This window comes from Synechococcus sp. BIOS-U3-1 (assembly GCF_014279975.1).
Lineage (GTDB): Bacteria > Cyanobacteriota > Cyanobacteriia > PCC-6307 > Cyanobiaceae > Synechococcus_C.
On sequence record NZ_CP047936.1, the window covers coordinates 1193512 to 1211044 of the forward strand.

25 protein-coding genes are annotated in these 17533 nt (G+C 53.8%); 12 read left to right on the top strand and 13 right to left on the bottom strand.

The features are described from left to right. The first annotated feature begins 25 nt into the window (after positions 1–25). Positions 26–946 (top strand): NAD-dependent epimerase/dehydratase family protein, encoded by a 921-nt coding sequence (locus tag SynBIOSU31_RS06235; protein WP_255477436.1) that lies wholly within the window; start codon positions 26–28, stop codon positions 944–946. On the opposite strand, the gene pgsA is transcribed toward SynBIOSU31_RS06235, so the two are convergent. Next, positions 915–1460 (bottom strand): CDP-diacylglycerol--glycerol-3-phosphate 3-phosphatidyltransferase, encoded by a 546-nt coding sequence (gene pgsA / locus SynBIOSU31_RS06240; protein ID WP_186492582.1) that lies wholly within the window; start codon positions 1458–1460, stop codon positions 915–917. The genes SynBIOSU31_RS06235 and pgsA overlap by 32 nt on opposite strands. A gap of 31 nt (positions 1461–1491) precedes the next feature. Here pgsA and SynBIOSU31_RS06245 point away from each other — a divergent pair, with 31 nt between their 5' ends. Then, positions 1492–1962: a CBS domain-containing protein gene (locus SynBIOSU31_RS06245; protein ID WP_186492583.1), complete on the top strand. Its 471-nt coding sequence runs from the start codon at positions 1492–1494 to the stop codon at positions 1960–1962. Here the strand turns inward: SynBIOSU31_RS06245 and SynBIOSU31_RS06250 are convergent. Continuing rightward, on the bottom strand, positions 1959–3173 hold the full coding sequence (locus tag SynBIOSU31_RS06250) for a hypothetical protein (RefSeq protein WP_255477393.1): 1215 nt from the start codon (positions 3171–3173) through the stop codon (positions 1959–1961). The genes SynBIOSU31_RS06245 and SynBIOSU31_RS06250 overlap by 4 nt on opposite strands. Positions 3174–3250: 77 nt before the next feature. Here SynBIOSU31_RS06250 and SynBIOSU31_RS06255 point away from each other — a divergent pair, with 77 nt between their 5' ends. Continuing rightward, positions 3251–3712, top strand: coding sequence for a L,D-transpeptidase (locus SynBIOSU31_RS06255; RefSeq protein WP_370593711.1), 462 nt, complete (start codon positions 3251–3253; stop codon positions 3710–3712). Between the two features lie 35 nt (positions 3713–3747). Beyond that, on the top strand, positions 3748–4032 hold the full coding sequence (locus SynBIOSU31_RS06260) for a hypothetical protein (protein WP_370593688.1): 285 nt from the start codon (positions 3748–3750) through the stop codon (positions 4030–4032). Between the two features lie 311 nt (positions 4033–4343). Here SynBIOSU31_RS06260 and SynBIOSU31_RS06265 read toward each other — a convergent pair whose 3' ends face one another. Together SynBIOSU31_RS06265 and pdeM are read right to left on the bottom strand one after the other, a co-directional pair. Then, positions 4344–5846 (bottom strand): hypothetical protein, encoded by a 1503-nt coding sequence (locus SynBIOSU31_RS06265; protein ID WP_255477437.1) that lies wholly within the window; start codon positions 5844–5846, stop codon positions 4344–4346. Continuing rightward, positions 5840–6592, bottom strand: coding sequence for a ligase-associated DNA damage response endonuclease PdeM (gene pdeM / locus SynBIOSU31_RS06270; protein WP_255477394.1), 753 nt, complete (start codon positions 6590–6592; stop codon positions 5840–5842). The genes SynBIOSU31_RS06265 and pdeM overlap by 7 nt, the downstream gene beginning before the upstream one ends. 140 nt (positions 6593–6732) lie before the next feature. Here pdeM and SynBIOSU31_RS06275 point away from each other — a divergent pair, with 140 nt between their 5' ends. After that, the gene (locus tag SynBIOSU31_RS06275) at positions 6733–7908 is read left to right on the top strand and encodes a transporter substrate-binding domain-containing protein (protein ID WP_370593689.1); all 1176 of its coding nucleotides are present in this window, start codon (positions 6733–6735) and stop codon (positions 7906–7908) included. Between the two features lie 26 nt (positions 7909–7934). On the opposite strand, the gene SynBIOSU31_RS06280 is transcribed toward SynBIOSU31_RS06275, so the two are convergent. Continuing rightward, positions 7935–8171 (bottom strand): ribbon-helix-helix domain-containing protein, encoded by a 237-nt coding sequence (locus SynBIOSU31_RS06280; RefSeq protein WP_186492586.1) that lies wholly within the window; start codon positions 8169–8171, stop codon positions 7935–7937. A gap of 87 nt (positions 8172–8258) precedes the next feature. Here SynBIOSU31_RS06280 and SynBIOSU31_RS06285 point away from each other — a divergent pair, with 87 nt between their 5' ends. Next, a complete protein-coding gene (locus SynBIOSU31_RS06285) occupies positions 8259–8870 on the top strand; it encodes a PCC domain-containing protein (protein WP_186492587.1) in 612 nt (203 codons plus the stop codon). 272 nt (positions 8871–9142) lie between these two features. Here the strand turns inward: SynBIOSU31_RS06285 and SynBIOSU31_RS06290 are convergent, their stop codons facing one another. Then, on the bottom strand, positions 9143–9352 hold the full coding sequence (locus SynBIOSU31_RS06290; RefSeq protein ID WP_186492588.1) for a hypothetical protein: 210 nt from the start codon (positions 9350–9352) through the stop codon (positions 9143–9145). A gap of 588 nt (positions 9353–9940) precedes the next feature. Here SynBIOSU31_RS06290 and SynBIOSU31_RS06295 point away from each other — a divergent pair. Then, positions 9941–10153, top strand: a complete 213-nt coding sequence (locus SynBIOSU31_RS06295) for a DUF6737 family protein (protein ID WP_186492589.1) — start codon at positions 9941–9943, stop codon at positions 10151–10153. Here SynBIOSU31_RS06295 and SynBIOSU31_RS06300 read toward each other — a convergent pair. Genes SynBIOSU31_RS06300 through SynBIOSU31_RS06315 form a run of 4 tightly spaced genes read right to left on the bottom strand, consistent with a single transcriptional unit; the run spans position 10141 to position 13422 of the window. Further along, on the bottom strand, positions 10141–10338 hold the full coding sequence (locus tag SynBIOSU31_RS06300) for a hypothetical protein (protein WP_186492590.1): 198 nt from the start codon (positions 10336–10338) through the stop codon (positions 10141–10143). The two genes, SynBIOSU31_RS06295 and SynBIOSU31_RS06300, sit on opposite strands and share 13 nt — an antisense overlap. A gap of 50 nt (positions 10339–10388) precedes the next feature. Further along, on the bottom strand, positions 10389–11822 hold the full coding sequence (locus tag SynBIOSU31_RS06305) for an iron uptake porin (protein ID WP_186492591.1): 1434 nt from the start codon (positions 11820–11822) through the stop codon (positions 10389–10391). A gap of 54 nt (positions 11823–11876) precedes the next feature. Then, on the bottom strand, positions 11877–12581 hold the full coding sequence (locus SynBIOSU31_RS06310) for a ZIP family metal transporter (protein ID WP_255477395.1): 705 nt from the start codon (positions 12579–12581) through the stop codon (positions 11877–11879). A gap of 31 nt (positions 12582–12612) precedes the next feature. Continuing rightward, the gene (locus SynBIOSU31_RS06315; RefSeq protein WP_255477396.1) at positions 12613–13422 is read right to left on the bottom strand and encodes an ABC transporter ATP-binding protein; all 810 of its coding nucleotides are present in this window, start codon (positions 13420–13422) and stop codon (positions 12613–12615) included. 34 nt (positions 13423–13456) lie between these two features. On the opposite strand from SynBIOSU31_RS06315, the gene SynBIOSU31_RS06320 reads away from it, so the two are divergent. Continuing rightward, positions 13457–13690: a transcriptional regulator gene (locus tag SynBIOSU31_RS06320; protein ID WP_186492593.1), complete on the top strand. Its 234-nt coding sequence runs from the start codon at positions 13457–13459 to the stop codon at positions 13688–13690. On the opposite strand, the gene SynBIOSU31_RS06325 is transcribed toward SynBIOSU31_RS06320, so the two are convergent. After that, a complete protein-coding gene (locus tag SynBIOSU31_RS06325) occupies positions 13678–14106 on the bottom strand; it encodes an NUDIX hydrolase (protein ID WP_186492594.1) in 429 nt (142 codons plus the stop codon). The two genes, SynBIOSU31_RS06320 and SynBIOSU31_RS06325, sit on opposite strands and share 13 nt — an antisense overlap. 241 nt (positions 14107–14347) lie before the next feature. Between SynBIOSU31_RS06325 and SynBIOSU31_RS06330 the strand changes: the two genes are divergently transcribed. Beyond that, a complete protein-coding gene (locus tag SynBIOSU31_RS06330; protein ID WP_186492595.1) occupies positions 14348–14791 on the top strand; it encodes a hypothetical protein in 444 nt (147 codons plus the stop codon). 841 nt (positions 14792–15632) lie between these two features. Here the strand turns inward: SynBIOSU31_RS06330 and SynBIOSU31_RS06335 are convergent. Beyond that, positions 15633–15887, bottom strand: coding sequence for a DUF3104 domain-containing protein (locus tag SynBIOSU31_RS06335; RefSeq protein WP_186492596.1), 255 nt, complete (start codon positions 15885–15887; stop codon positions 15633–15635). Between the two features lie 143 nt (positions 15888–16030). Between SynBIOSU31_RS06335 and SynBIOSU31_RS06340 the strand changes: the two genes are divergently transcribed. The 3 genes from SynBIOSU31_RS06340 to SynBIOSU31_RS06350 all read left to right on the top strand — a co-directional run bounded on the left by SynBIOSU31_RS06340 (position 16031) and on the right by SynBIOSU31_RS06350 (position 17120). Continuing rightward, positions 16031–16294, top strand: coding sequence for a hypothetical protein (locus SynBIOSU31_RS06340; protein WP_186492597.1), 264 nt, complete (start codon positions 16031–16033; stop codon positions 16292–16294). 30 nt (positions 16295–16324) lie between these two features. Next, the gene (locus SynBIOSU31_RS06345; RefSeq protein WP_186492598.1) at positions 16325–16570 is read left to right on the top strand and encodes a hypothetical protein; all 246 of its coding nucleotides are present in this window, start codon (positions 16325–16327) and stop codon (positions 16568–16570) included. 232 nt (positions 16571–16802) lie between these two features. Then, positions 16803–17120, top strand: a complete 318-nt coding sequence (locus SynBIOSU31_RS06350) for a hypothetical protein (RefSeq protein ID WP_186492599.1) — start codon at positions 16803–16805, stop codon at positions 17118–17120. Positions 17121–17243: 123 nt separating this feature from the next. Here SynBIOSU31_RS06350 and SynBIOSU31_RS06355 read toward each other — a convergent pair whose 3' ends face one another. Further along, positions 17244–17468 (bottom strand): Nif11-like leader peptide family natural product precursor, encoded by a 225-nt coding sequence (locus SynBIOSU31_RS06355; RefSeq protein ID WP_186492600.1) that lies wholly within the window; start codon positions 17466–17468, stop codon positions 17244–17246. Positions 17469–17533 lie beyond the last annotated feature (65 nt).

The following is a 17533-nucleotide window of genomic DNA, read 5'->3' on the forward strand; positions in this document are numbered from 1 at the left end:
TATCTTTTGGTCTGCCTGGGTGCTCGTGCAAATCCTGTTGATGGGGGGAACCCGCTTTGTGGGCAAGCCCCTCGTAAGCCGTCTGCTTCAGCAGGGTCACAGCCTTACCCTGTTTACACGCGGCCGGCAGCCTGTTCCTGAAGGAGTTGCGTCTGTCAATGGGGATCGTGGTGACGACAGGGCTCTCGATCAGCTCAAGGGGCGAGCTTTCGATGTCATTGTCGATAGCTCTGGGCGCACGCTCAACGACAGTCAGCGAGTTGTGGAGCGGACGGGTGCACCCAACCATCGTTTTCTCTACGTGAGTTCAGCGGGTGTCTACGCAGGCAGCCATAGCTGGCCTCTGGATGAGGACAGCCCCCTTGATCCGGAAAGTCGTCATGCCGGCAAGGGCGAAACAGAGCGATGGCTCATGCGTGAAGGGATCGCTTTCACGAGTTTTCGACCCACTTACATCGTTGGCCCTGGGAATTACAACCCAGTTGAACGTTGGTTTTTCGATCGGATCACGCATGATCGACCCATTCCTTTGCCCGGGGATGGCACCACCATTACTCAAATCGGCCACGTCGAGGATCTGGCCGAAGCGATGGCGCGCAGCCTTGAGGTGGATGCCTCCTGCAATCGGATTTACAACTGTTCAGCAAAAAAAGGAATCACATTTCATGGACTGATCGAAGCGGCGGCGCTGGCCTGCGGCCGTGCGCCTGAGAGCCTCGATCTACGCAGTTTTGACCCTTCAGGACTCGATCCGAAAGCTCGAAAGGGGTTCCCTTTGCGACTCAGTCATTTCCTGACGGATATCAGCCGCGTTGAGCGTGAACTGGCCTGGACTCCTCGGTTTGACGCACTTGCATGCATGGCTGACAGCTATCAGCGCGATTACGCGCTGGCACCAACCTCCGCACCGGACTTCAGTGCCGATGAGTCCCTGATCGGGGCTTGAGATAAGCCAAGGCCGACCAAAGTGCCAGCACCAGGGCTGGCCAGTAGAGCCACCATCCCAGTGCATGCAGGCTCAGCGTGAGCTGGTCTGCAGACCAGCCCGCCGGCCAGAGCATCAGAAACAGGCTGAGAAACTGGAGGGTGGTTTTCCATTTCCCCAGCCAAGAGGCTGGAGCACCGCTGGAGCTACCTGATCGCCATCCGGAAATCAGCAATTCTCGAGCTAGCAGCAGCCATACAGCCCACAGGGGGAGTTGTCGCTCCGCTGCCAACCAGATCAATGGAGCGCTGATCAACAGCTTGTCAGCGAGGGGATCGAGTTTTGCTCCCCAACTGCTGCCCCCATCAGCTTTGCGGGCCATCCAGCCGTCAGCCCAGTCGCTGATCGCGCCGATCAGCAGCAGCAACCAAGCCCAGCTCTGCTGCCCTGAAGCCAGCAGCAGCAGCAACGGTGCTCCAAGCACGGCGCGCAGCAGCGTGAGTCGATCGGCCCACAATCGCCATGGAGAGATCAAGGCTCAGAATGCGTGAAGTTGATCAGGTCCCATGGTGCTTCAGCAGACGGTCGGGGAGGTGATGTCCGCTCCGGTCCTGACGGTGACGGCGGAGACCCTGCTTCAGGATGCAGTCAGCGTGCTCAACGATCACCACGTGAGTGGTCTGCCAGTGGTTGACGGGGAGGGCGTTCTGATTGGAGAACTCACCGAACAGGATCTGATGGTCCGCGAGAGCGGTGTGGATGTCGGTCCCTACGTGATGCTCCTTGACAGCGTCATTTATCTGCGCAATCCACTGAACTGGGATCGCCAAGTGCATCAAGTACTGGGCAACAGTGTTGGTGATTTGATGCACCGTGACAGCCACAGCTGTGAAGTCAGCCTTCCGCTGCCAAAGGCTGCTTCGATGCTGCATGACAAGGGAACACAACGTCTGATTGTTGTAGATGCGAACCGCCGTCCGGTCGGTGTGCTCACCCGCGGTGATGTTGTGAGGGCGCTGGCATCAGCTCAGAGCTAACGCTGGGCGACCGGCTGAATACGGATGGCGATCGGCTTGATCAGACGGAAGTCGACCATGTCGCCAACGCTCAAACCAGCAAACACCTCATCTTCGAGCTCAGGGCGGATGTCGAGCTTGTGAATTTTGCCGAGCGGACCTCTCAAGGTCACCATGTGGTCGGTTCGTGAAAGGCGCACCACCTCGGCTGTTCCGCTGGCCATCGCCACCCGAGCACCTGCAGGCACCGGTCCGAAATCACGTCCAAGCCTGCGGTCTTCTCGCAGCAGAGAGAGTTGAGTCTGCTGGGAGCTGCGCAGATCCACCACCAGTCCCTGCAACATTTCAATGTTCACCTGATCTCCGACCTTGAGGCCCGCTGCGGTCGGATCAATCGCTGAGGTGATGAGCATGCTGTGACCTCGAGCACCCTTCACGTTGAGTAGTTTCTGTCCAGGGACCAGCCGCTCAATGGTGGCGTTGAGTTGTACGAGCTCGAAGGCCTCCAGTAGCTCGCTTTTCAGATTGACCTCTTGGTCAGCCAGGGGGCTGATCAGTAGAGGCTCTCCACTGCCTCGGTAGCTCTTGAGCGCGTTGCCTGTTGAGGAGCGGGGCAATTTGCGCACATTTACTGCCAGAGGCTGGATCAGTCGGAAATCAACGGTGTCGCCAACCTTGATGCGATCAAAGGGGCTGGCTCCATCGCTGATCACGACATCCAAGTTATTGATCCCACCGAGGGGCCCCAGAAGATCGATGCTGTTGTCTTGCCGGTCAATGCTGATGACTTGGGCTGTTCCAGAGGCCAGCGCTAGACGCATACCCTTCTTGAGCTTGCCCATGTCCGCGGGGAGAATGATGTCTTCGCGGTTGAAACTCAGCTCCTTGTTGGTACTGGCTTCCAGCTCAACAACAAGGCCGTCGAGAATGGAGAGTGAGACCTCGTCGCCTTGTTTCAGGCCAAGGGGCTCGAGATCAATGCCCACGGTGAGGATCTCTTTGTGACCATGAGGATCGATCACCTCGATCACTTTCTCGGCAGGCAGTGAGGTGGTCACGGTGGCTTTCATCTCCGTGACCTCGAAAGCCTCCAGTTGTTCCAGAGGAAACCCTGCCTCAGCTCTCTGAGCAATTCCGCAAGAAACACCGAGAACGGCAGCGGCAATCCACCTGGCGGGATGTCTTCTGAGTGCGGATTGGAGCGCCTGGAAGTGAGTCACAGGTCTGAGCAACAGTTGAGAGACGGTAGCCGGATCCGTTCTTGGGTCAAAATGTCGCGGAAAGTGAGTCCCGAGGCATCGTGTTTCGATTGAGGCAAATTGCTGTATCCGCAGGGTTGGCTTTGCTGACCCTCGGTTTGATCCAGGTGCCCGCGCGGGCTGAGAAAGCGATTCAAATTAGCCTCAAGGACCGTTATCTCACGTTGTTTGACAACGGCAAGGTGGTGGAGCGTTTCCCTGTTGCGATCGGCGCTCCTGAATCTCCGACTCCCGCAGGTAGCTACGCCATCACTCGTATGGAGGAGGCGCCTGTGTATCACAAGGGAGGAAAGGTGATTGCACCGGGTCCAAAAAATCCAGTTGGTGTTCGCTATATGGCCTATTTCCAGATCGGATCAGGTGAATATGCGATTCATGGAACTGCCTGGCCCAATTGGGTGAAGCTGCGTTCGGCAGTCAGCCTTGGATGCATTCGCATGTTGAACAAGGATGTCGTCACACTGTTTCAACAGGTGGATGTAGGGACTCCTGTAATCGTGACCACAAACTAATTCCAGTCCCCTTCGCTCTGATTCGCTGCCGCTCAATGATGTTCGTACGCATTGCTCGTTCCGTGCTCTTTGGCTCGGTGCTCACGCTGATCGCCAGCTCGGTTTCAGCCTCTCCTCAAAAGGAGATGCCTGAACAGACCTTCCTCGATCAGGTCGAAGCGCCGGACCACGTACTGGTGACCGCCCGCGGTTTCGAAGCAGTTAATGCAGAAGCTCGGCGCCAGGGCCTTCGCTTTCCTGCTGTTGGCTATTGGTCTCCAGAAAACATCTGCTTCAAGACACCCGCGAGAGGTGATTGCAACGGCCTATTCCGTCGCTAAACCACTGTTCATTGTTCTCAGAATTGAAGGGATCTTTTCCCTAAACCCTTCAGCTCCCATCGCTGCTTTGTCTTCTGCAACTAGTTTGTGGAGAACAACGAATTCAATTTGTGCGTAATGTTCGACGCAGGGTTAAAAATCTTGATTTGAATTTAAGTGTGTAGCTGCTTGAAGTCTTGGGATGATGTTCAACAAGCAGATTTCTATGTTCTACTTAACACTATGTTGATCCAGCATGATTACTAATAGGGCCTTGAGGTTGAAGAAGGTTTTGTGCTGCAATCGATCAGGGTTGTGGCGCGGAGCTGATCTCAGGGCGCTGGGGGTGGCAGCAATGGTGGCGGTGGTGCTCCGATGAGGGCATCTGTCTGAGACAGGCTTGGCTTCTGATCTTCAATAGGGTCTGAACCTTCTATGGATCCAGCGATTGGCTCTGATGGGTCGTAGGTCTGGGATGGAAGCAGTGGGGAGCCTCGCTTAGGCGACGGTTCCGGCGTCAGAAGAACGGGTGGCGGGAGGTCTGGGGGAAGATCGCGTTCATAAGAAGGAAACGCTGATTCCGGTTCAACAGCATCCAATTCATCGTTCGGCCGCGGCTGTTCAAGCAGCACGAGGGGGTCAGCGGTGATAGGCGGTTCTGGTAACGGCGAACGTTCAGGCCGACCCAATTGTTCGTCCTGAGAGAAGCCAGGCTTCAGAGGTTGACGTTTCGGTTGCCAGATCAATCGAGCAACGGGCTCCACTCCTTGTTCCATGACGCGATTCAGCCCTGCAAGGGCCTTGTCCATCAGTCGATGACCAGCAGCTTCGGCACAGTCCAGAGGACCCTGGCACTCCACCTTTGAACGCAGGCTTTCGCTGAGGTTTCCCACCAACCCGCCTTGCAGATGGAAGCGGCGTTCACTCAACCGCAGCAAGTAGGGCACGTGCACAAAACTGGTCGCGCCACCACTGATCCAGTTGGCATCTTCTTCTGTGAACCCTTTCACTCCAGGGATGATCAGGCGACTCTTGGAGGCGTGATCTGGCATATATGCGGCCACCAGTCCTCGGCGGCGGGCCAGCTCCCTGGTCTGCTCCAGGGTGAGACCGTCCCTGCTCATCAGCATCTCTAGCCGGCCATCGCTGCGTAGTCCGTAGACCATCCGGATCCTCGGCAGGTAGTAGCGAATGCGCTGGCCCATGCTGATGCTGTAAGCACCCTTGTAGCTGTAGGGGGGTGCGTTCAGATCGTTGTAAACACTGTGTAAACCACCCACGAACATGTCGTAGATCTCGGCACGTTCAGAAGTGAGTTCTCCGTAGCCAAAGTCCACTCCTCCATCTCGCTTGATGCCAACGAACGCTCGCTGTCGCGATGCTGTTCGATTCCTGCCCTGCCAGACCTTCTGTCCGAATTTCAGATCCCCGAGCGGAACGGTGATCTCCTGTCCACCGTTGTCGATGTGCCGTTCGTACATCGGACCTGATACGTAGGCCAGAGCCGCGGAATCCTCATAGGCATCCTGTTCACGATCCCAGCCCTCGAGTAGTCCCAACCGCACCTTTCGTGGATCGAAATCGAGTGCGTAGACCTCATCATCCGACTGATAGCGGAAGGCTCCAAGAGCAGCACCACTGGCTTCGTCTTCCAGTGTTGCGATGGCATCAGGCCGCGGAGTTCCGGGGGCCAGTGCGACAAGGGTTGCAAAGACTCCAAGGGGCACACCCAGGATCAACCAGCGTTTACGCAGTCTTTTCTGGCGTGGACGCCTACGCCGAACCGGTTTCTGGCGTGGCTTCGCTGCAGTGGTGGAACGGGTCCGGGTCACCATTTCACCTTGGACCCTCTGGATGACTGTGCGGGGTCGAACCAAGGAACGATGGTGCCCTCGGCAACCAACCATTTGCGGTAACGGTGACGGCAGTCATGCCCTCCCGTCAACTCTCCGAATGCAGGAATCAGTATTCGCTGTTCCATGCTGTCGTAGGCAAAGCAGGGAAGTCTGAGTCGATCCGATCCCTGACGCAGGGTGGTTGTGGGGTGAATATGCCCGCAGAGATTTAGGCCTTCACGCCCATCCATGGGCTGTTCTGGTTCATGGCTGAGCCAGAGGTTTCCCAGTCTGAAGGCGGGATGCTGGGGAAAAGCACTCGGCTGTAGGTGGCGGTCATGGTTGCCACCAATCAGAAGCACCTCAGCGTTTAAGCGGATGTGCAGGTCTCTGAGATCAGCCTGCAGGCGCTGCGTCAGCCCAAGTGGGCCGTGGATCAAATCTCCAAGGATGATCACGCGTTTTGGCTTCCACTTCAGACAGAGATTCCTTAGTCGCTGCAATGTGCCTCTGTCGTCATCACTGGGAAGCGGGATTCCGCAGGCCTGGAAAACCTCTGCCTTGCCAAGGTGCAGATCAGCGACAAAAAGGTCCTGGCTGGATGGTCGCCAGATGGCTTTCTGAGCCAGCAAAACCAGCTCTTCGTCTCGCCATTGCCAGCGACATTGTGCGACGTCTTTCTCTGCAAGGGCTGTTGGCTCACCTTCAGCCTGATTGCTGCTGCTTTTGGCGTTGATGGCAGTCAACAGTGGGGTGACCAGCTGAGATTTGCACCATTTTGCTTCCAAACCACGAAAGTGTTTCAAAAGCGTGTTCTGCCCTTCATCGGGCATCTGGGAATAGCCTCTCGGCGTCTGAGGTGGCAACCTCAGAATGATCGAGTCAGTTGACTTCTGATGACCCTCGCTTTGTTGCTTGCCCTACTGGGCTCACTTGTCGCCATGGGCGTGATCGTGAAGCGCCTGGAGAACAACGGGTGAAGCGCATGATCGGAGTTCCCAGGATCTCTTTGCTGCTCGCCGGTTTGATCAGCATCGTTGTTCCAGGTGTGGCAGTTGCGGAGCCTCTTCGCGTTGGGGTCAGTGGTGCTCCCCCTTTCGTGATGCCGAAGGGTGAACCGGTTCAGGGCATCAGTCTTCAGATCTGGGATGAGGTGGCGAGCCGGCTGAACGAACGCTACGAAGTCATCTATCAGCCGAATACGGAGGCCAACCTGACCGCGGTGGAAAACGGTGATCTGGATCTCGCTGTTGGTCCGATCAGCATCACCCCCGACCGACTGGCGAACCCGAAAATTGATTTCACCCAGCCTTACTTTCATGGCAGGGAAGGGTTGATGATTCCTGTGAGGGCTCCTGGACTTTGGGCCAGGTTCAAACCCTTCTTCGGCTGGGCGGCTCTGTCATCGCTTGGTGGCTTGATGATCCTTTTGTTCTTTGTTGGCAATCTCATGTGGCTGGCTGAGCGCCGCCGCAACGCCGAGCACTTCCCCCGTCAGTACCTGCATGGAGTCGGTAATGGGATGTGGTTTGCCCTGGTGACTCTCACAACGGTCGGCTATGGAGATCGATCTCCTGCGACCAGAACCGGACGCACCATTGCAGGCGTCTGGATGCTGATGTCGCTGCTGGCGTTGTCTTCGATTACGGCAGGTTTGGCGTCAGCATTCACGGTGTCGTTGTCGAGGTTGGAACCCTCTGCCATCCAGGACCGCAACGATCTGCGCGGGAAGACTGTTTCGGTGGTGGCTGGAACGACCAGTGGTACCTGGGCAAAAATTTACGGCGCTAGGGCCCGTGCATCCGCAAGCCTTGAGCAGGCTATCGATTTGTTGAAAAAGGGTGAGGTTGATGCCGTGCTGTTTGATGAGGCTCCTCTTCGTTATTACCTTCAGCAAAAACCTGGAGTGCCATTCAAGATGGCGCCCTTCGCGTTGGCGAGTCAGACCTACGGATTCGTCATCCCGATGAATAGTTCCTTGCGTACGCCAATCGATGTCGAACTTTTGGAGATGCAGCGAACTGGAGAAGTCAAGTTGATCACTGATGTGCTGCTGCGTTGATGGAAACGACCTATGCACCGATGGTTTCAGTTGAGTGTGCTGTGCCGGCGTAATCCGTCTTCGATCAGAAAGTTGGCAAGGCTGCTGCAACTGCGACCCTCGGCAAGTGCTTGTTGCTTGAGGCGGCTCATGACTCCGCCGGCAAGAGTGACATTGAGCCGTTCCGAGTCCGCAGCCTCGGCCACCTGGGCCGCCGTGACATCGCTTGGTTCGTTTTGCAGTTGTTCCTGCAACTCTTCCAGCAGGCTTTCAAGAAATGACACTGTTGCGTGTTATTTGCGTTACTGAATCGTACCGTTTAGGTGCTCAGCGGCGTGGCGTAACCTGACGCGGATTCTTGAGCTGCCTGGATGGAGACCCTGCCTCTTGAGCTGAAACCTGGCCAGGACCTCCATTTGGCTCTGACAGATCTGGCAGTTCAGCAACAGCTCAGTGGATTTGTTCTCGGGGTGGTCGGCAATCTTTCTCAGGCCACTTTTAGCTGTCCTGGTCAGCAGCAACCAACTCGGATGAGCGGCGTGCTCGAGGTCATCACGCTGAATGGAACCTTCTCTCCCACTGGTGTTCATCTTCACCTCAGCCTTTCAGACGGTGCCTGTCAGGTGTGGGGAGGACATCTTGAACCCGGCACCGTTGTTCTCAAGGGTGCACAGCTGCTTTTAGGTCTCAGCGGTCTGCCAACTGAGCAGACTGGCCAATCCCAAGAGCGCGTGGAGCTGGCGGTGCTGCCAGGTTGTCCATGGAGTCTCCGTGCCCGTCAGCTGTTGGAGAGGTTGTCGATTCCCCATCGCCTGGAAACGATCGAAACTGACGATCGTTATGAAGCATTCCGACAACGCAGCGGTATGAACACCTTCCCGCAAGTCTTTATTGATGGTGAGGTGATTGGGGGCTATGACGACCTCGCTGAACTCTCATTGCAGTCCTCGTTCAGAGCGTTAGCGAGCACCAAGGGGGTCTAGCAATCACAGCTTTAGGCCCAGCGCAAGTTGTTTGCTCTGCAAGGTCCGCCAGAACAACTTGATCCACTCGGATTTGAGACGTTAGTTATGGCGATTGGCAGGATAATTAATTGAATGAAGTTTGCATCAAGAGTCATCATTGAAAGATGAATTCTTGCTGATACCAGGGTCCCAAGCTGCAGTTTTTTAAAAATCTATCTAGACCTTTTGGCGACTTTTGTTGAAGTTCTTGTTGTGGTATTAAAACTCTTTATCCCATCGTCGGGACAAGCTCAGCGCGAACCAGGCAATTCTGGGAGCTCGATGCAGAGCTGCTCAATCTCATTTTGCAGTGCCGATATCCGGTCCATGGGTGTCAGCTCGCTGCGGCCAGGGGGCCAGAGCTGATCGCTATCCAGATCGGAGGCCAAGGCCTCTTCCTCCATGGTCTCAATCAGTTCGGCGAGCTGGGCACGTGCTTCGAGCCATTTGGTGATGCTCAAGATGTTTAGGAGCCTGAGGCGTTCAATCGATTTGAAACGTAGCCAGCCTTCTGCCGCTGGTCAGGTTGAAAGCAAACTGATGGAATAGTTCAGTTTCGGCTGGTACCCGCTGTTGTTTGTTGCTGGCTTCCCTCGTTTGCATTGGATGATAGAAATTCGTGTTAAGGCAATCCATCTTCATGCCATTGCACTGATGTTCGTATCGCGCTTGGCTTTTGCGTCCCTTGAGACATTCAGCTGAACGGGGAGTAAAGGATGATCAATGCTGTTAGAAGTGCAAGGAAGGAGCCAAAAATGCCAAAAACAGCATGCTTAAATGTTAATTATTTGCTGCTCTTATAGCAAATACGTTTTGAATGCCATCTCAATAATGTTGTCTACGCAGGTATCCATGACTGCATTCTTGTTGATTACTTGAACGCATCTCTGCATCAGTTGTGTGCTGATGGCCAGCTGCATCTTGGCGGGAACTTTGGGTCTTCGTCTCGTACGTCTGGTCTTTCATGGTTGATGTGCCAACCAGCTCAAGCCACTGCTATGACGCATTGGTGTTCAGCTCCGTGGCGAAGGAGCACTTGAGAACCTGCAGTGTCTGATCGTTTCCAATCGAATCTTTGGGCCGAAAAGCCCTGGTGGTGTCAGCCCTGGACGATCATTCTTACCGGAGTTTTCGCTATCTCCGGTAGTTGGTTCGTGCTGCATCGCCTCTGGATCACCATCCCCGCAGCAATGGTCGTTTTGGTTTGGTGGATGCTGTTTCTGGTGATCGCTCCCGCCGCCTACAGGAATCAGCCGCGTTGAGCGTTCCTAAAACGCTGTTTCTCTTCCAATAGTTCTGTTTCGAGCTGTTCGATCAGATTGGTGACTAGGGCCTGAAATTCTGGCTGGCAACCTCGAAAGGCCGCCTTGTGCCGGATCGGTTCGTTGCGCATGCGCAGATCGGTCAGCATCAACTGAAGGGCGTCGATTCTGGCGTTGCTGTTCAAAGCTTCAGCCTGCAGGCGAGGCGAGGTTATGACATCACCTCCCCCATCCACTAAAAGCGCAGAGTGGTTTTTACAAGCGCACCGAGCTGGCTTAGCTGCTCGCCTTCGGGGGTATCAGCCCCCAGCGGTCTGCTCAGAAAGAACACTGCCGGTGTGATCGTGATGGCATCAGTCACTGCCAGCGTTGCCCAGCACTCCATCACATAGACGTCATCGTCAGGGCTTGCCCCTCCTACCAGTTCTGTGGCAATGATCGGCTGACCGACGGCTGCTCCCATCGCTGTTCCTGTATTGAAGAGATCGGTCCACTGAACCGCCAGAGTCCATGACTGGGACGTGGCGACGAGCCCTTTACGGTTGACGCCCTTTCGATAGCGGGTGCTGTTCCGTCCCCAGCCGACACTCACGGAAGGAAACCAGCCAGCATCAGTTGGTTGCCAGTAGCCGCTGAGCGCAGTGCTTGTCGTGATTCCAGGCTGTTCGTAGCTACGCAGTGTGAATGGACTGGCGTAATCAATGATTCCGAAACCATTCTCAATCGCCACTAATGCAGTGGCCACGCCCCAGTTCTGCTTGGCATAGCCAAGTTGCAACGTGCTGCTGCTACCAGATTCTTCACCCATGAGCCCTGCATCCATAGAGCCTTCATGGCCCTTTCCCGCGATGTAATTCGCACTCACGCTTAGCGGACCTCTCTGCCAAATCACGCCGCCACCAGCTCCGAGATTGCTGCTGTAGGCACCGGAGGCACCGGCCTGGGTGAATAAATCCAGCACAGTGTCCTTCGGGTAAATGCTGGGTCGTAATGCCAGCATTACGGTTTGGTTCACCCTGCTGCCCAGCGTGAACGTCCAGTCCTGTCCGAGCGGAAACTGATACCAAGCACGGTTGACCCCGATCAGATCAGGTGTGCGGTTCTGTTGGAAGGCCACCTCCAATTCGGAGAGCTTGCTTGGGCCACCTCCTCCGAAGCTGTCGTCGCTTGAGTCGAGATTTCCTCCCCGCAGCCTGATATTGAGTAGGTCTTTTCCGGTGAAGCTGGTTCTCAACGTCAATTTTTGGTCGTATCTAGCTTCCAGATCTCCGTAGCTGCTGCGGACAGAGTTCAGGAGACCTCCCTCCGTTCCAGAAAATTCGTTGCCGCCGACGATGAATGTGCTTACGCCTCGCAGGCGCGTGGTTGGGGAAAAAGTGAGGCTCGCTAGTGCAGTGGTTCGTTGCTCAACTCTTTCGAGCTGCTGGTTGAGCGTGGATCGTTCAGCCTGAAGTTCGCTCAGTAGACGTTTGAGCGGGTCGGTGAGGGTGCTTGTCGTCTCAAGGCAATGCTGAAGAACATTCGCGGCGTGATAGCGATCCTGCAGATGCTGCGTTGATTCGCAATTCGCTTTTCGAAACAGCTCCACCAGATGGGGGGAGACTGCTTCCAATGACTGTTCGAACGGTTGAGGCTGGGCAGACCCTGAGAGGGCCTGAGTCGCGAACATCACTGCAAGTGTTGCAGTGTGGATCCAGCGTGATGATTGGAGACAGCTCACAGCTCAGGAGGTGACGCAGTCGAGAAGCCAGATGCAGAGCAGACCTAAGAAAAAAGCCACATTGACAAGACTCGAATCGTCTTCTCCGCGTGCATGGGCTTCTTTCATCACTTCCTCCACCACCAGGTAGATCAGAGCCGCAGTGCCGAACGCGAGTGTGCCGGTCAGAGCAGCTCCCTGCAACCCATTGGTGATCAACAAGCTGATGCTGAGACCGATCACATAAGTGACAGCCATCAGTGCACCTGAAACCCCGCTTCTCCAGCGACCGCCGCTCCGGCCCAGCAGAGTCCCAAGTCCGAGGGTCGCTAATCCCATTTCAAGTGCAACTGATACGGGAATGACCCACTGCTGCTCTGCGGCTTCGCTGCTGATGCCCACCACAAGACCGTCGATCAGGCTGTCAACGAGAAAGGGCAGCGTTAGCAGCAGCATCGGTCGAGGCCGTCCTTGTTCCGATCTGTCGTCGGGATCCTTCAGAACTGCATTAATCACCAGCAATAGAGAGAATCCGAGGCAGAAACCGATGGCAAGAGCAAGTGGATGACCACTGTTGCTGGCAGCCGGCATTAAGTCGGCTGCTGCAATGCCCAGGACCAGACCGCCTACAAGATGGGCAATCACAGCTCGAAAGCGTTTGCCAGGTTGGATACGGCTGCCCATCAGACCGGCAAAGGTCATGCTGATGGCCGGGAGGATCAGAAGCACGTCAGCATCGAGCGCACATCATCCAGCAACGTCATCCTGGCAAGACCTGTCGGTAACCACCGGCCTGCACAACGGTGAGTGGCGTGTTGAACAGGGCTGAAAGTCTGGGTCCTGTGAGTGCTTCTTCCGCTGAGCCATCAAGGCTGACGAGGCAGTCCCTCAGTCCTACGACCCTCTTGATCTCAGGAATAATGGCATCCACCTGGTGGGTCACCAGCACCAGGGTGATGCCTTGTTGGCACAGATCCTGCAGGGTTCTCAACAACGTGTGTCTTGCACGCAGATCCAGCGCATTGGTGGGTTCATCCAGTACAAGAACTTCCGGTGCATGCACCAGTGCTCTGGCAATCAGCAGCCGTCGCCGTTGGCCTTCGGACAGATGTCCGAAGTTCTCATCAGCCAGACCTTCCAGATCCATGCTCCTCAGCAATGAATCAGTACGCGACCACTGTTCCTGAGTGGGGCTTCTGTCTCGGCCGAGACCGATGGCACCGAAGAAAGCTGCCAGCAACAGCTCCCGACCTGTGAGGGATGCAGGGATACGTTGCTCAACTTCGCTGCTCACAACCCCGAGGCGTTGTCGCAGTGCCCAGAGATTGACCGTCTCAGATCCAAACAAGCGCAGATGTGATCCCTGCTTGACCACAGGGTAAAGACTGCGACTGATTAACTTCACGAGCGTGGTCTTGCCAGCACCGTTAGGACCGAGTACCGCGGTTGATTCCCCTTTTTTAAGGCGAAGTGTGAGGTCTTTGACGACCTGATGACCATTGATCCATGCTTCAACGGCCTGGCAGTCCAGCCAAGCTGCACCGGTGTCTCTTGCCTGATCAAGCTCCATGGGTTGATTCTGGCCTTTTCGCGAATTCGTGTTGATGTTTGATCGTCGTTGTGTCCGTTGCGGTTCCACTACCTTTCGCGCTGATCGCTCGCTTGGTGGTCGCATGGTTTGTTCCCATTGCGGAGTTCCGGCCGATCTGCAATCGCGACGATCCAGCACGAAGGGAGGATTAATTCGATCACCTCGAAACAGTCCAGGTGGTTTCCGGTTCTGGATTCTGCTGGCTTTGATCGTTCTTGTTTTTGTGCTGCTGTTTCAGTCCGCCTGAGTGATTTCGTCGAGTCTCTCGACCAGCATCGACAGAGCTGATGCCAGAGGACGTTCCTGGCTCAATTTTCTGCTCCAGAGCTGACCGCTGCGGATTTCAGCAGGACTGGCCAGGGTCATGTCCTGACCTTCAAGCAGCTGTAGTTCTTGAAGAGGCACGCTGAGCAAGCCTGTGAACACGTTCACGATGCGCTGATCATCCTGATGCCGGAACCAGGCCATCAGTTGATCTGGGCACCAACCGATCTCTTCATTGAGTTCTCGTCGCAAAGCGATGATCGCAGTCTCGCCTGGCTCCAGATGTCCACCAAAGAGCCCCCAGCATCCGGGCGCGACGATCCTTGGATTCTCATCACGTAGTTGCAGTAGCCACCGGCCTTCCTGCTGCAGCATTGCTAGAGCGACTTCTACTGTCATTGCCTTATTCAGTGGAATCGAGCCATTTCTTCTCGACGTGAAGCCTGCCGTGAAGGAGGAACATGATCAGCGGCAGAACAGCGTTAAACCAACAGACCAACGTGCGCAAACGTACTGCGTTCTGAGGTGATTGCTAGATCGGATTCCTCTTGGGATCACAGTTTATGTCAGTCAGAGTTTTGTGATCAACGCTTGTTCCAAGCCAATGACAAGTGATCACGGTTCAGCCACTATTAACAGCATGGAATTTGAACAATTCGTCGCCAAAACCAGGAGCCTCGACGCGGACTCCAAAGAGCGCATGGCACTGGCCGAAAGATGTCCGGACCATGAAGCGCGAATTCAGGTCGGTACTGGTCACGCCAAGAATATCCCTCTCAAGGGAAACCTGCTGATGGCAGATTTTGCCAACGATGGCAAGCAGTTCACCCAGGACGAGTTGAATTACATGAGCGATGAACAAGCATCGATGCTGGCCGGGATGGTGTTCATGAAGCTGTTTCCCAAAGCTGCGCGCATCTCCGAGAACGATATTCTTGAAGTCGAAGACGAAGATGAATCATGGTCTGGAACTGTTTATACAGGCGAGGGCAATGGTTGGGTGTTCGGATGGGTGATTGAAAAAAATGACAATAAGCAATACTTGATTTCATTTAGTGACTATGAGAATGAAGATGAGGCGTAATATTTACTGTTATTGCAGCTCTGAGGATGATTAGCTTTGTTGCTTCCAGTTGATAAGGCTGCTGTCTGAGCCTCTGTTGATTGATGAAAGTTGGCAAGAAATTGTCTGAGTTTTATCTATGGCTGAATCAATTGATTCGTTGGGTTGCTCTGATGTTTTGTCTGCCGCATCGCAGAGAACTGTTGATCGAATTTGAGTGTATTGCTTAGCAACCTAGAAGTCGTATGCAACGATTTCTAGGTTGCTTGGTAAAGGATATGAATTACTGCAGCAAGTCTGCATCACACCACGATAAGTTTTCTCGTTACCGAAATGTCTAAAGAAAAAGATTGTGACGCAACGCCAATCAGTAAGCCATATTGATCGCTTCCTTAGACGCGATCACGAGATCGTTCGCCTGTCCCGGGATAAACAGGACGAGCGAGAAGTGTCATCGGCTTCCTAACCCCAGAAGCCTTGGTTTGAACGACGTTTTTGGAAGTGATCTGCATTGGTTTAGCTGCAGTTTATTGAGGTTTTGATGGGTGCCTCGCCATCCCCCATGCCAAGGCATACCCACGAGAAAAGCCGCCCTCCGTGAGAGGAAGACGGCTTATCTGAATGTTGCTCAAACCCATTACTCAGTTGGCCGAGTAGGGCGGGTCGAAGCGTCTGGCTGTTTGGCTTGTAGGGCCAGTCAGGCAGCTTCTAAATGGTGCTCAGTTGGACTGTCGTTACTCATTGAACGCCTCCAAATCCTGTTGATGCGATCACTATCTATCAGTGAGGGGGCATCTGGCATCCGTCGAATCGCTCATTGCTTCTCGGCGCGTGAAGTCCCAATGTGGAAACGGCTTATTGCTTACAGCCAAAAGAGGTAGTCGACTCGCTGTTCATCACCGATCCCGTCGTGTGCGTGAAGAACGAGGCTTACCGCATCCGCATTGACCCAGCGCGCGGCGCCGTCGTCAACATTGGCTACTTGAACGAGAGCACCGACTCTGTTCTCACTGACATCGCCTTCATACCAGATGATTTGTCCCATCCACCAGTCATCTTCGATGTGCTCAGCGATGTGCTGAGGATTTTGGATAAGCACAAAGGTCCCTGGTCTCACAGATTTCAAGCCAGGTGCCTGCGGGTTTGCGCTTAGTGCAGGCGTTCTATCTATCACTGTTTTGGCTTGCTAGTGAACCCATCGGAAAGCAACAGATTTGACTGCCACGCACCGCCTATCTTTCGTGCATATGGGGAGCCCAAGTGGCAGCCAAGCAATCCACCACACAACCCAACTGTCGATGTTGGGTTTGGTTTAGGGGAGGTCTAGGCCTTGAATCCGAGTGGATCAGTGGTTTTTATGGGGCTCCTTCGACACTTGGAGGCATTCGCATCGAGAGAAGCGACTATGTGGCCTGCCGAGTTGCTGATTGGCGTGTGGTGTTTGAGGAGCCTGCAGATATCAATGTTGGTCCTGTGATTCCTGACGGTGCTGCCTGGAAGCTTGTGCCGACTGACCCAAGGTAATCGCAATCATGAAGAAGGAGGTAAATCATTATGCCTGAACATCGTAAAATTTATCCTAAAATTCCCGCCTATTTAGTAGCTGTTTGTTCAGCATTTCTTGTTGCGTTGTTTCACCTGGAATATACCGGACATTTTTTGGTCGGTTATTCCTTTTTTGTTGGTCTTATTGCAGGCGGATTTGGTTGGCTCTTGGCATGGGGGCTTTGGAGGTTCTGGATTGTATTCCCATATAAGAGGGTCTTTAAGCTCAGGGTTAAAGTGTATTTAGAGGACTGACTTATTGGAATCTGCGAATAAATTTGATTCGCTTGTTCCCAAAAACAATCAAAGCTGAGCTGATAAGAGTTACTGGTTTGTTCGGCACTGGTGCATGTCACGGCAAAGCCGCTCTGAACTCAACATGCATGCCTCTTAGGCATGCCATAACAAGGAAAAAGTTGTCTTAAAAAAACTTGTGTAGTATTTGAGGAGTTCTAAAAGCTTTGAAGTGAATAGCATTCTGACATTGTTGGCTTTGTCTTTCCCCTTGACAGGGGCATTGGCCTCTAAGCCCATTGATTCAAAGATTGATCGTCTCAACAAGGATGGCTATGAATATGTTACAACTGCTGGTGATGGAACTATCTATTTTGCAAAAAGAAAGCGTCGAATTAGTGATACAGTTCTCATCGATTTAGTTGAAATTGATTCTCCGAGCAGTGATGGATTGGTGGAATCAATTCAAGTCTATAATTGCATTGATAAAACCTATAAATTTGATGGAAAATGGAAGCCAATCTTGGCTAAGACAATAGGAACCAACTTGTTTAACTTTGCCTGTTCTTGAGTAAAGACAGTGTTGAGTGCGACCGATTGTCTCAGGTATAGAACGCTGGTTTTAGGATTACTCAGGGTATTGAAGCAATAAACGTTCCCTGCTGCTGCGGGGGCATCAGGTGTCTAATCTGGGTCAAACCCCAAATGCACATCCCTTGCTAAATGTACACACGCCTCCCGAAACTCCTTCCAGTTCCTCTTCACTGAGATTGCTGATCTTATCAGCTGTAAATTCATGACCATGCTCTTTGGCAATACTTACAACATCTTCAGGAGTCTTTGCTGCTTTTAGTTTCCCCCGAAGATTGGAATCTTTTTTGACTTTGGCGAGGAATGCCTTGAGTTGTTCAAGGGACATGGGTATGAGGTCAGTTCAACATTTATAGCAATGGTCTGCGGCAGCGTCTTTAACTAATCATTAGT

Bases quoted from the DNA above. Each gene is read 5' to 3' on its own strand.
- SynBIOSU31_RS06245 (WP_186492583.1), top strand. From the start codon at position 1,492: ATGGTGCTTCAGCAGACGGTCGGGGAGGTGATGTCCGCTCCGGTCCTG.
- SynBIOSU31_RS06260 (WP_370593688.1), top strand. From the start codon at position 3,748: ATGATGTTCGTACGCATTGCTCGTTCCGTGCTCTTTGGCTCGGTGCTC.
- SynBIOSU31_RS06265 (WP_255477437.1), bottom strand. From the start codon at position 5,846: ATGGTGACCCGGACCCGTTCCACCACTGCAGCGAAGCCACGCCAGAAA.
- SynBIOSU31_RS06285 (WP_186492587.1), top strand. From the start codon at position 8,259: ATGGAGACCCTGCCTCTTGAGCTGAAACCTGGCCAGGACCTCCATTTG.
- SynBIOSU31_RS06305 (WP_186492591.1), bottom strand. From the start codon at position 11,822: ATGTTCGCGACTCAGGCCCTCTCAGGGTCTGCCCAGCCTCAACCGTTC.
- SynBIOSU31_RS06315 (WP_255477396.1), bottom strand. From the start codon at position 13,422: ATGGAGCTTGATCAGGCAAGAGACACCGGTGCAGCTTGGCTGGACTGC.
- SynBIOSU31_RS06320 (WP_186492593.1), top strand. From the start codon at position 13,457: ATGTTTGATCGTCGTTGTGTCCGTTGCGGTTCCACTACCTTTCGCGCT.
- SynBIOSU31_RS06325 (WP_186492594.1), bottom strand. From the start codon at position 14,106: ATGACAGTAGAAGTCGCTCTAGCAATGCTGCAGCAGGAAGGCCGGTGG.
- SynBIOSU31_RS06330 (WP_186492595.1), top strand. From the start codon at position 14,348: ATGGAATTTGAACAATTCGTCGCCAAAACCAGGAGCCTCGACGCGGAC.
- SynBIOSU31_RS06345 (WP_186492598.1), top strand. From the start codon at position 16,325: ATGCCTGAACATCGTAAAATTTATCCTAAAATTCCCGCCTATTTAGTA.
- SynBIOSU31_RS06355 (WP_186492600.1), bottom strand. From the start codon at position 17,468: ATGTCCCTTGAACAACTCAAGGCATTCCTCGCCAAAGTCAAAAAAGAT.